Annotated in this window: 11 protein-coding genes; 6 read left to right on the top strand and 5 right to left on the bottom strand. The window is 46.1% G+C overall.

Features of this window, described 5'->3' with window-relative positions; genetic code table 11:
* Positions 1 to 91: 91 nt before the first annotated feature.
* Positions 92 to 811 (bottom strand): SAM-dependent methyltransferase, encoded by a 720-nt coding sequence (locus tag QUA99_RS09385; protein WP_333235772.1) that lies wholly within the window; start codon positions 809 to 811, stop codon positions 92 to 94.
* Between the two features lie 253 nt (positions 812 to 1,064).
* Between QUA99_RS09385 and QUA99_RS09380 the strand changes: the two genes are divergently transcribed.
* Positions 1,065 to 1,697 carry a hypothetical protein gene (locus QUA99_RS09380; protein WP_333235773.1) on the top strand — a complete coding sequence of 211 codons (633 nt, stop codon included), beginning with the start codon at positions 1,065 to 1,067 and terminating at the stop codon, positions 1,695 to 1,697.
* Between the two features lie 222 nt (positions 1,698 to 1,919).
* On the opposite strand, the gene QUA99_RS09375 is transcribed toward QUA99_RS09380, so the two are convergent.
* A complete protein-coding gene (locus tag QUA99_RS09375) occupies positions 1,920 to 2,162 on the bottom strand; it encodes a ChaB family protein (protein ID WP_333235775.1) in 243 nt (80 codons plus the stop codon).
* Between the two features lie 1,529 nt (positions 2,163 to 3,691).
* On the opposite strand from QUA99_RS09375, the gene QUA99_RS09370 reads away from it, so the two are divergent.
* Both QUA99_RS09370 and QUA99_RS09365 read left to right on the top strand, forming a co-directional pair.
* Positions 3,692 to 4,624, top strand: a complete 933-nt coding sequence (locus QUA99_RS09370) for a hypothetical protein (RefSeq protein ID WP_333235776.1) — start codon at positions 3,692 to 3,694, stop codon at positions 4,622 to 4,624.
* A gap of 71 nt (positions 4,625 to 4,695) precedes the next feature.
* Positions 4,696 to 5,460 (top strand): DUF4142 domain-containing protein, encoded by a 765-nt coding sequence (locus tag QUA99_RS09365; RefSeq protein ID WP_333235777.1) that lies wholly within the window; start codon positions 4,696 to 4,698, stop codon positions 5,458 to 5,460.
* Positions 5,461 to 6,038: 578 nt separating this feature from the next.
* Here QUA99_RS09365 and QUA99_RS09360 read toward each other — a convergent pair.
* On the bottom strand, positions 6,039 to 6,407 hold the full coding sequence (locus QUA99_RS09360) for a Lin0512 family protein (protein WP_333235778.1): 369 nt from the start codon (positions 6,405 to 6,407) through the stop codon (positions 6,039 to 6,041).
* 306 nt (positions 6,408 to 6,713) lie between these two features.
* Here QUA99_RS09360 and QUA99_RS09355 point away from each other — a divergent pair, with 306 nt between their 5' ends.
* Positions 6,714 to 7,628 carry a branched-chain amino acid transaminase gene (locus tag QUA99_RS09355; RefSeq protein WP_333235779.1) on the top strand — a complete coding sequence of 305 codons (915 nt, stop codon included), beginning with the start codon at positions 6,714 to 6,716 and terminating at the stop codon, positions 7,626 to 7,628.
* A gap of 190 nt (positions 7,629 to 7,818) precedes the next feature.
* Here QUA99_RS09355 and fghA read toward each other — a convergent pair whose 3' ends face one another.
* Together fghA and QUA99_RS09345 are read right to left on the bottom strand one after the other, a co-directional pair.
* Positions 7,819 to 8,673 carry an S-formylglutathione hydrolase gene (gene fghA, locus QUA99_RS09350; RefSeq protein WP_333235780.1) on the bottom strand — a complete coding sequence of 285 codons (855 nt, stop codon included), beginning with the start codon at positions 8,671 to 8,673 and terminating at the stop codon, positions 7,819 to 7,821.
* A gap of 197 nt (positions 8,674 to 8,870) precedes the next feature.
* On the bottom strand, positions 8,871 to 9,980 hold the full coding sequence (locus tag QUA99_RS09345; protein WP_333235781.1) for an S-(hydroxymethyl)glutathione dehydrogenase/class III alcohol dehydrogenase: 1,110 nt from the start codon (positions 9,978 to 9,980) through the stop codon (positions 8,871 to 8,873).
* Between the two features lie 78 nt (positions 9,981 to 10,058).
* Between QUA99_RS09345 and QUA99_RS09340 the strand changes: the two genes are divergently transcribed.
* Positions 10,059 to 10,742, top strand: a complete 684-nt coding sequence (locus tag QUA99_RS09340) for an SDR family NAD(P)-dependent oxidoreductase (protein WP_333235783.1) — start codon at positions 10,059 to 10,061, stop codon at positions 10,740 to 10,742.
* 144 nt (positions 10,743 to 10,886) lie between these two features.
* Positions 10,887 to 11,936 (top strand): type 2 isopentenyl-diphosphate Delta-isomerase, encoded by a 1,050-nt coding sequence (gene fni / locus QUA99_RS09335; RefSeq protein ID WP_333235784.1) that lies wholly within the window; start codon positions 10,887 to 10,889, stop codon positions 11,934 to 11,936.
* Positions 11,937 to 12,033 lie beyond the last annotated feature (97 nt).

Genomic DNA, 12,033 nt, shown 5'->3' with positions numbered 1-12,033 from the left:
CGGGTTCACAGACAATAATTGCCGCTCAACCCACAATCTAATAAACCCGCCCCCACCGATAAAACAACCTCCGATCGATCCGTGCTGTATTTTAAAAAGCTGTCATTAACTGAATTAGCTCGATCGACAAATCTCTTTGCGACTTTTCCTGTTTCTTAAACAAAACTCCCGCCAGCAGATAGATATTTTCCGAATAAAAAGCCATTCCCTGTTTTCGCAGAGTGGCGATCGCGCTTTTCACCTTGGGTTCCGAACTATAATAGCCAAAACTTAAAGGTGCAATCTCAAAATTCGCAACCGAGTACCCTAGATCCAAGGCATAATCGACCAAACCCACCGGATTAGAATAGCTAGAAACCATCAGCAAAACTTCGTCACTGCCCAGAGATAAAAGTTTTTTAGCAATTGTAGAACCATCACTCCCGCCGTGCAACAGTGGCTGGTAAATTTTATCATCCACCGCAGGCAAGTAAGGGGGATTTGAGATTACACAATCCGCCGATTCGTATAAAGGCGAATCAAAAAAAGAGCAATTATTTACCGTGTAGTGTTCGCTCACTTCATATTCCTTAATTTGAGACTGAGCAATTTTCCAAGCTACATTATTTAGCTCAAATCCCTGTATTGTCCCATCAAAATCACTTCTCAGCAAAGACTTAATAACAGGACTTCCCTCTCCTGAACCAAACTCTACGATAAGTCGAGAATTGTCGCTGGCATTTAACACTAAAGTTTCCAAGCAGTGCGCGTAAAAATCCGATTCTTCCGGGCAGTGGAATACCTGTTTCAGAGGATGGGATGAAGTGAGCATAAATTCGGTCGGTAACAAAGGTGACTGTTTTTAACTTATCGGACAACTAATAGTGCAGCAATCTGTCGCAAGAGCTATTTTCTAAATTTTTAGAATCTATCTCTTCCGGTTTTACGTATTGCGATTAAATAACTATTACTGCCGATAGACCATCAGTTTAACAAAATTAATCCGTTTGGCAGATAGCAATTATATCAATTACTGTTGAGATAGGTTAATGAGCCACTAATTATTAATTTTAATAGTGTCAAACATGACTTTTTTTAATTATTCAGTTCCGCCTCTGCGCCGCAAACAGATTAACATTGCCGTTCAGGATTTAGAAGGGATTTGGCACGTTCAGCTTCCCCTTGGCAAAGATCGATTTTATTCAAAATTTTATACTTGTCTCGATCGAGCTTGCTTGCTGTGGAGCTTGCTGTTAATACCCATCTTCGGCACAGCACAATTTTTTTCGGTGAGTTGGATGCTGCAAGCAGGTTTGTGGTCAACACTCAGCCTCGTAGGTACAGCATCTATGGTAAGCTGGACATACTATTGGGTTAAAATAGAACGCCTGACTTGGGTGCTTTACGGTTGGGTAATACTGATGTTATTAGCCTTGCTGCTGACCGATTTAGCAATTTTTTTAAGTTGGGGAAAAGTATTGGCGAATCTCTGTCCCCTCTGGCTGGGAATGAGCGGAATTGGGTATTTGGTGACTGGACTTGCAGTGCGATCGCGCGCGCTTTTAGCTACCAGTTTATTTCACGTGTTGGGGATTTTGATTTTGCCTTACACTGGCGGTTGGTATTTCCTATTTACGGGAGCCGTAATGGTATTTAGCTTGCTCGTTTTAGCGGAATTGCAATGGGATATGCGCCAGCCGATTAACACCCTGCATTAACTGGTGCACCGCCGCGATTCTCACAGCTATCAACCTCAAGCATTAATCACACTTCATCAGTACCTTGCTAAAAACTGATGATATCATGACTGCTAGAATAATTTCACTCACATTAGTTGGTAGTGAGGACTTGACTCATCATTATTTAATGAGCAATGAAGTCCTCACTACACACCGGATAACTGTTATTTTAGCGGACAGGAGAAGACTGATAACTCATGACTAATTGCCACCAGACTGTACAGATTTGCGGGTTTGGTTAGTATCGTCGCCCTTGTGATGCCAAGTACCACCTTCGCCCTGAACATATTCAGATTTTACGCTGTTCCAAGCCACGCGAGTAGCAGCATCTTGGCTCATTCCATCTTCGCTAGCGCTCTTAAAAGCAGCCTGAAAAATTTGTTGCGCCCCCTGGGGGAGTTCTTGTGCTCCTGAGGGTAAGGTATCAAATTGTTGTTCTGGCATAATGACCTCTAATTATTAAACATAAATTTAATCTTATGTACTAGAAGCAACTACCTCCCTCTCTCTAAAAGCAAGTTTGAGAGCGCAGCTTTCTCATTCCGAGGACAGATGTAATATTCAATTTATCGTAATGACATAAGGCAATTGACTTGCCGTTGCTGGCTCAACCGGATTTGGGTAATTTCGTTGCTCAAACAGCCATTAATCTGATTTTTGATTTTTCACTGGCGAACTTATAAAAAGGGATTAACATTAGCAGTCTTGGAGGGAAAAACCCTGTCTCTGCACGTAACTTAGCCATATACGCTCGAACGTGACAGCGAGAAACCGGGTTTTTTTGGGAAGCGTGCGTCCTGGACTGATTAGATAGCGAATTCTGGCAATAAATTCGATGCAGCATAGTTGATATCCGCTGGGGAAAGGTGTTAGAGAACAAGCGCTCTCTGGCATACTTTTGGCTTTACGATATCAGGGTTTAGCCGATCGCACTTACAAGCAATTCTGACGAGTGCGCCGCCGCTGGTTAATTTAATGTGGCGCGGGCCAGACTCGGATAGCCCTCAGTTCGCCTTCCTGTTTAACGCAAGTCAAAACCCAGTCAATCGATTTTAGATTTTAGATTTTAGATTTTAGATTTTAGATTTTAGAATTGAAGCATTGACCCCACGGATAAATTCGGGGGGCAAGTTTCATCGGATAGAGGTTTTTTATTTCTGGACGGATGAATCCGGGGGCTTGCATCCTGGATGCTTTGGGTCAAAAGCCTTGCCGTTGGGGACTATGAGCGATCGCGCTTTTTGAGAGAATTTAGTTTCCTGGGAAATTTTGAGCGGTATTCTGTGAGTGTCCAAATTGCCAGCCACAAGTTAAGGAATGAGAATTAAATAACTTACACTCTTGAAAGTGGGGTGGGCTCTTATAGCCCGCCCTTTTTGGACGGGCGGGACGCCCATCCCACCATAACAATTAAAATTGTAAGTTATTTAATTCGCGATCCTAAGGAAAAATAGCGCTCAAAAATTTTGAAACTAACTCCTCTGGCGTAGACCTAACCCAAAATTGACGGTGAGAAAATCAAGACTTTATACCTCAAAGCACCACCAGCCGGGGAAAAATTATAGGAAGAACCGCGCCCCGATCTCAGAAATCCGGTTAATTTGTATATGTCTCGTTACTCAACCCAAAATTTTTCAGAGAAACCCGCTTTCTATCCCCCCTACACAAATTTTGATTTAGCTAGTCGGCCGCCGAATTAAAGATCATCTACCACCTGAAATAAAACGCCATTTTACCAAATATTCCTAAAGATGAATGGCTAACTTGAAGCATACGTAATAGCTTATAAACTGTTAACGCGGCGGTCTAATTTATCCGAGGGAAATAATCGAGGAAACGGGACTAAATATGCTCCTTTACCTTAATTATTCTGCAGCCAAGGTTAGAAAAGTTGCACGTTACGCTGTCCATTTGACCCTGCGGTTTTGGAATCAGAAGCGATCGCAGGACTCTACGCAAAAGCAAGCATTACCATGAAATCTTCTAAATTGTTGAAAGTTGTTTTAGCAAGCGCTTGTACTTTAGGTTTAGCAACGGTTTCCTTCGCGGTGCCTGCTTCTGCCCAGTCAGGCGACGGTACTGGAAGCGGCACGGGCACAACAGGCACAGGCACGACAGGTACAGGCACAACAGGCACAACAGGTACGACAGGCACCAGCGGCACGACAGACGGCACGACTGGCACGACTGGCACAACGGGTACAACCGATACGACTGGCAGCGGTACGACTGGCACCAGCGGTACGACAGACGGCACTAGCGGGACAACCGATACGACTGGCACCAGCGGTACAAGCGGGACAACCGATACGACTGGCACCAGCGGTACAAGCGGGACAACCGATACGACTGGCACCAGCGGTACGACAGACAGCACCAGCGGTACGACAGACGGCACCAGCGGGACAACCGATACGACTGGTACAAGCGGGACAACCGATACGACTGGCACCAGCGGTACGACAGACGGCACCAGCGGTACGACTGGCAGCGGCACCAGCGGTACAACGGGTATAACGGGTACAACCGGCACTGGTACAACGGGTACAACGGGTACAACCGGCACGACAGACGGCACCAGCGGTACAACGGGTACAACGGGTACAACAGTGACGCCCGGAAGTACAACGGGTACAACGGGTACAACGGGTACAACAGTGACGCCCGGAAGTACAACGGGCACGGGTACAACGGGTACAACGGGTACAACCGGCACTGGTACAACGGGTACAACAGGCACGACAGACGGCACGACAGACGGCACGACAGGGACGGCGGCTGAGACGAATTCTGGAGTTTTGAGTGCTCGGCGCGATAGCCCCAACAATTTGGGGTGGCTGGGTGTCTTGGGTGCGTTTGGTTTGATCAACTTGTTTCGGAAAGGCGGTACACCCTCCCATCGGTAGTTTCTGGCGATTCCCTACGGGATAGCTTCGCTTCACATACTTTTGAAAACAACTTAGAGGCTTAGAAATTCATGACTTCACTCAATGGCAAAAGTTTGTTCAAAAAATTGGTAACAGTTGCCGGAATTGCCGGCGTTAGTTCCTTGATAGCTGTGCCGGGATTCGCAGAATTAAACCGCCAGACTCACGGCTTCAACCAGTCGGGCGATCGAGTTTTCGATATTGCTAATAACGCTGCAGGCGAGCCTACTGCTCCTCGCCCTCCTGTTACGGATCTGAACAACAACAACAACAACAATCCCGGCCGTTCTCCCAACACTCCAACTACCCCCACCAACAACAATCCCGGCCGTTCTCCCAACACTCCAACAGGTAGCGAAACTTCGCCTAATTCTCTCAGCAGCCAAGACAAAAACTTTGTCATGCAAGCAGGTCAAATTGGTATGCTGGAAGTGCAGCTCGGCAAGTTAGCTGTGGAGCGGGGTTCTAGCGCTCGTGTGAAAGAGTACGGGCAAGAAATGGTTGATGAACACACCCAAGCCAATCAAGAACTTATGCAGTTAGCAATGCAAAAAGGCGTAGAACTGCCAACCGAGATGAGCAGCCAGAATAAAGCTGTGACCGATCGACTTTCGGGACTCTCGGGTACAAGTTTTGACAGGGCTTACAAGCAGGCAATGATCGAGAGCCACAATCAGGCTATTGCTTTGTTTCAGGCTCAATCTCAACAAGGACAAGATCCCGAGTTGAAGGGTTGGGCAACCAAGCTTTTGCCCAACCTTCAGGCGCATTTGCAAATGGTTAACCAAATGTTGGCAGATACCAGTCAGCCGTAATATGAGGTAGAGGAAATAGAGTGCGATCGGCTAAAAGCCGATCGCACTCTACCTTTTCCGATCCGAGAGGGAACCGCAATAAATAGTTTTCAACGCTATAATTTTTGAGAACAATGGAATATTTTCTCCGCAACTTGTTGGGCTGCAATATTACAGTGACGTGGCTGTTATTAATCGTAGGGTTTTGCTGGATTGCTTACATACCCGGCCGCCTGAGAAATTAAAAATTATCAATTAAAACTTAAAAAATAAGTAGGTAGGCGCAAATAAACCTTAGCGTGCAACAGACCTGTTCTAGGATGTCTCAGAGGCTCAGATTTTCTACGGTATTTCATGCGATATCTCCGGGACCCCCTACAACTTAGGATCGCGAATTAAATAATTTACACATATTTGTGGGATGGGCGGGACGCCCGTCCCACAAGAACAATAAATTGTAAGTTATTTAATTCTCATTCCTTAGTCTAAATAAATCATTTTTTAACAGACAGGCCTTCGATCGCCCGATCGCGGACACAAGCAAGTGCGATCGGGCGATCGTATTTCACCGCAGATTTATTCAAACAATACAAAATTAATTAGTCTTCAATTTCCACAAAAACACTCACAGCCGCCACAGCGATGAGCATTTCATCATTTTTATCATTCAGAGAGGCGATCGCCCTTCCTGGGACAATCATGCCTCCTGGCTCGACAATCAGAGTTTTGCTGCCAAAAGGCAGTACCGCCAACACCTCCTGGGCGCGCACTTGTTCCGGGTAAGGAACGGCCACCTTAACCTCAACAATCATCTGATTGGGGTCGCTCAAACCCGCCACTTCCCAGACCCCTAGGAGAGCATTGTGGGCGATCGCATTCCGTACAGCCCTTGCACAGGCTACAGTCGGTTCCTGCCCGTGCTGGTCTATACCCATCCCCATTTCAATGATGAAACATTTACGTGCCATTGTTGCCCCTTGGTTGATTTTTGTTTGTAGTCGTTAGCGAAGCCCTCGAAGAGGATCGCACTTTTTCCCAAAACAATTATCTACCAAAATGACCTCATGTTATATTATTTTATCGCTCCCGAGAATCACACAATAATCATCTCACTTAATAAAAAAAGGTAACTTTAGACAACCTCCCAACTTATATCTAATCAGTCATCTAAAATCTAAAATCTAAAATCTAAAATCTAAAATCGTATAACTTATGGTAATATAACCAAATTCAGCTTTCCTAGCGGACTGCAAAACTCATCGCCAGCTTGAATCATGGATAGTTTTCTGCCAATTGCCTACTTTCAAAACCAATTTCTCCCATTTACCGACGCCAAACTTTCCATAGCCACCCACGCACTGCACTACGGAACCGGAGTCTTAGGCGGGTTGCGGGGAATTCCCGACCCCCAAAATGCCGATCGAATCTTGCTATTTAGATTAGACCGCCACTGTCAAAGATTAAGTCAAAGTGCCAGCTTCCTCCACTGCGATTTACCAGCCAGCAAAATCCAACAAATAATCATTGATTTTGTCCAGAAAAACCAACCAACAAAATCATTTTATATCCGCCCTTTTATCTACACATCCAGTTTAGGAATTGCCCCGCGACTGCACAACGTAGAAACAGACTTTTTTGTCTACGGATTAGAACTTTCAGACTATTTGCCCAAAGAAGGAGTCAACTGTAGAATTAGCTCTTGGTACCGCCAAGAAGACCGCAGTTTGCCCTTAAGAGGTAAAATTAGCGGCGCTTACATCACCTCAGCATTAGCTAAAACAGAAGCAGTAGAATCGGGCTTCGACGAAGCAATTATGATGAATTCTCAAGGAAAAGTCAGCGAAGCTTCAGGAATGAACATATTTGTCGCCAGAAACGGTAAATTAGTTACTCCCGGTTTCGAGCAAGATATTCTCGAAGGAATTACCCGAGACAGCGTAATCACAATCGCCAGAGACTTAGGAATTGAAGTCATAGAAAGACCAGTTGACAAATCAGAATTGTTGATTGCAGACGAGATTTTCCTCTGCGGAACCGCCGCCAAAATTACCCCAATTAAGCGAGTGGAAAACTATCAATTGCCCAAAAACCGACCCATCACCGAAAAGATTTTGGACAAACTGACGGAGGTTATCGAAAATCGCGACAGCAATTATAAAGAATGGGTATTTCCGATTAATCTTAATTAACCGAAAATACCTGTGTTCGTAGAAGCGAGTTCACTCGTTACCAGGCAGAGTCTGGTAAAGCATATCGGGAGGCTCTGCCTCCAAATTTCATGGCAGTCATTCGAGCCAGAGCCTCTGGATATCGGTTCCCAGGCAGAGCCTAAGAACCAGTTGTTGTGGAGCAGGCATCTTGCCTGCTTCCTACTAGGAACTACCTGCACAAAACAGCCGCGTGATGCCGAATGTGCTCCTCCATAAAACTAGCTATAAAATAATAGCTGTGATCGTAACCTTCCTGCATCCTTAAAGTTAGCGGCTGTCCCGCTTTTGCACAAGCCTCTGCGAACACTTCCGGCAACAACTGCCCGTCAGCCAGATACGAATCAGCAGTGCCGCAGTCAATCAGAATCGGACGGTTGTATTGCGCCTCAAGCACCAACTCGCTAGCATCCCAAGCCTTCCACATCTCTTTGTCGCCACCGAGGTAGTGCCCGAATATTTTTTGTCCCCAAGGGCAGCGCATTGGCGCGGAAATAGGTGCAAAAGCGGAAACTGAAAGATAACGAGATCCATTTTTCAAAGCGCAAATTAAAGCTCCGTGTCCGCCCATCGAATGACCGAAAATCCCCTGTTTTTCCGGTATCGCTGGAAAATTTTCGGCGATTAAATTCGGCAATTCATCAACCACATAACTGTACATTCGATAGTGAGCATTCCAAGGTGCGGCTGTCGCATCAACATAAAAACCCGCACCACTTCCTAAATCCCAATCGTCATCTTCACCAGGAATGCCAGTATTGCGCGGGCTAGTGTCGGGCGCAACCAGCATTAAGCCGTATTTTGCCGCAAATTGTTGCGCCCCCGCTTTTGCCATAAAGTTCTCTTCTGTGCAGGTCAAACCTGATAGGAAATATAGGACGGGTACGGGTTGAGATAAAGCTTGCGGCGGCTGATAAACCGCAAATTTCATCTCGCTGTTGCAAGCGGAGGATTGATGGCTGTAAAAGCCGAGTTTGCCGCCGAAACTTTTCTGTTCTTTATGCAGTTTTAGGGATTCTGATATCATATTAATTCTATTTCATTGGTGAATGAGATTTTTTTATTAACCGCAGAGGGCGCAGAGGACGCAGAGGAAGAGAGAAGAGAGAAGTTATGTAGGGTGCAGTCGTGCACGTTACGGCTCTAAGTAGCGTGTAAAACCACTTTTTCCGTAATTCCTGTCTTCCTTCTTCCCTCTTCCCTCTTCCTTGTTCCTTCAAAAACTCAAAATGTCAAAACTGTGCGAATTACTTCGCCTTTGTGCATCAAATCAAAAGCTTCATTGATTTTGTCGATGGGCATTACCTGAGTTACCAGACTGTCAATATCAATTTTACCGTCCATGTACCAATCAACAATCTTAGGAACATCAGTTCGGCCTTTCGCGCCGCCAAAAGCCGTCCCTTTCCAAACCCTGCCAGTTACTAGCTGAAACGGGCGGGTACTAATTTCTTGACCGGCTCCCGCTACCCCGACAATTACGCTCACACCCCAACCTTTATGGCAGCATTCCAAAGCTTGTCGCATCACATTAATGTTGCCGATACATTCAAAACTGTAATCAGCTCCGCCTTTGGTTAAATCTACTAAATAAGGCACTAAATCACCTTCCACTTCGCGGGGATTGACAAAGTGAGTCATGCCGAATTTTTCCGCCATCTCTCGCTTTTCGGGATTCAAGTCTACGCCGACAATCATGTTAGCTCCCACCATGCGAGCCGCTTGAATTACATTCAAACCCACGCCGCCCAAACCGAAAACTACCACATTAGAACCAGGTTCTACTTTCGCCGTATTGATGACAGCGCCGATGCCAGTTGTGACGCCGCAGCCGATTAAACAAACTTTATCAAAAGGAGCATCTTCGCGAATTTTTGCTACTGCAATTTCCGGCAATACTGTATAATTAGCAAAGGTAGAAGTTCCCATGTAATGGTAAAGTTTTTTCCCGTTTAGAGAAAACCTACTCGTGCCGTCGGGCATCACTCCCTGGCCTTGAGTCACGCGAATTGCTTGACAGAGATTGGTTTTTTGGCTCAAACAATATTCGCAGTTGCGGCATTCGGGAATGTAGAGAGGAATTACCCGATCGCCCACTTTGACACTCGTTACTCCCGGCCCAACTTCTGCCACAATCCCGGCTCCCTCGTGGCCTAAAATAGCCGGAAACAAACCTTCAGGATCGGCACCGGAAAGAGTGTAAGCATCAGTGTGACAAACACCCGTGGCTTTAATTTCCACCAGCACCTCTCCAGCCCGCGGCCCATCCAGATCCACCGTTTCAATGCTCAAAGGTTTGCCGGCACTGCGAGCAACTGCTGCTTTTACTTTCATGCTTTCTCCCTGCGATCGATTTGTTAATTGACCCGTCAAGATGTATTGTATTACTTAATGTCAAAATTCAGCAAATCAATGACAAAATTAATTGTAATTACCGGAGTCAGTCGCGGTCTCGGTCTTGCCATGACCGAAAAGTTTATTGAATTGGGACATACAGTTTTGGGATGCGCCCGTTCTTCCGAAGCCGTGGAAAAACTCAACCAAAAATATAGTTCACCCCACCATTTTACTTGTTTGGATGTCACAAACGACGATCGAGTAAAAGCTTGGGCAACAGAAATTTTGGCAAAAATGGATCCACCTGATTTGCTAATTAATAATGCAGGTGTAGCTAATCATCTCGCGCCTCTTTGGAATGTCAGCAACGAAGAATTTTCCCAGGTAATAGATGTTAATATTAAAGGTACGGCTAATGTAATCCGCCACTTTGTCCCGGCAATGATTGCTCGAAAAAGCGGCATAATTGTCAACTTGAGTTCTGGTTGGGGAAGGTCAACTTCGCCGGAAGTCGCGCCCTATTGCGCTTCCAAGTGGGCAATAGAAGGACTTACGCGATCGCTCGCTCAAGAATTGCCCCGAGGTATGGCAGCAGTTCCTTTGAATCCGGGGATAATTCACACGGATATGCTGGACATTTGTTTCGGAGAAGATGCGGCAAATTACCCATCAGTCAAAGCCTGGGTGCAAACAGCAGTTCCTTTTTTACTCAAGTTGAAAGCTTCAGATAACGGAATGCCGCTGACTGTTCCTGGATAATACAGCAACCCTGGCAGGATTTGCGAACATCTCTCTTTTCTTCTCCTCAGCGCCCTCTGCGCTCTCTGCGGTTCATTAAAAAATTCAAAAATGAAATAAAATTGCTATATTCCCAAATCAAAACTCTTTCCCCAAATAGCCACTGTGAATTTGCCGCTAACCTCCCCGTCGCAAACCGAAACCCGCAAAGCAGACCACCTGCGGATCTGCCTCGAAGAAGACGTACAATTTCGCGAAACTACCAGCGGACTCGAACGCTACCGTTTTGAACACTGCTGTTTGCCAGAACTCGATCGCACAGAAATCGATTTAACCTCCACATTTCTCGGCAAAAAACTAGCCGTTCCCCTGCTCATTTCCTCGATGACCGGCGGCACGCAATTAGCCCAGACAATTAATTATCGCCTCGCCGATGTCGCTCAAGAATACAAACTGGCAATGGGAGTCGGTTCCCAGCGAATCGTCGTAGAAAATCCTCAACTAGCTGCTACATTTGCCGTCCGCCGCCGCGCTCCAGATATTCTGCTGTTTGCCAATATCGGAGCGGTTCAATTAAACTACAATTACGGTTTGGAAGAGTGCCAAAAAATTGTTGATATTTTAGAAGCAGACGCACTAATTTTGCACCTCAATCCGCTGCAAGAGTGCGTTCAAACCGAAGGCGATACTAACTTTAAAGGACTGCTAGATAAAATTGCCACATTGTGCGATAAATTACCAGTACCAGTTATTGCTAAAGAAGTCGGCAACGGTATTTCAGGAAAAATGGCAAAGAAATTGCTCGCCGCCGGAGTAACTGCGATCGACATTGCCGGGGCCGGAGGCACTTCTTGGGCGAAAATAGAAGGAGAGCGAGCTAAAGATGGCAAGCAGCGCAGGTTGGGCGCAACCTTTGCCGACTGGGGAATACCGACAGCCGAGTGCATTGTCAGCACCCGCGCCGCAGCGCCGGATGTTCCTCTGATTGCCTCTGGAGGCTTGCAAAATGGGTTGGATGCAGCGAAGGCCCTCGCCCTCGGCGCGGATATCGCGGGACTGGCGCGGCCGTTTCTACAAGCCGCAGCGGAATCGGAATCAGCCGCAGGCCTTCTAGCTGAGGTTTTAATTGCAGAAATCGCCACCGTGATGTTCTGTACGGGCTGCGCTAACTTGGGTGAGTTAAAACATTCTGGGGTTTTGGAAAGGTTAAGATAAAAGTGAGTCAGCAGTCAGCAGTCATTAGTCAACAGTCATCAGTCAACAGTCATTAGTCATTAGCTAATAACTAACGACAGCAGATAAGTTCTAAATC

Origin of the sequence: Microcoleus sp. F10-B2 (assembly GCF_036704965.1) — a bacterium.
In the GTDB taxonomy this organism is placed as follows: Bacteria; Cyanobacteriota; Cyanobacteriia; order Cyanobacteriales; family Microcoleaceae; genus Microcoleus.
This window is presented reverse-complemented; position numbering and strand designations above follow the sequence as displayed.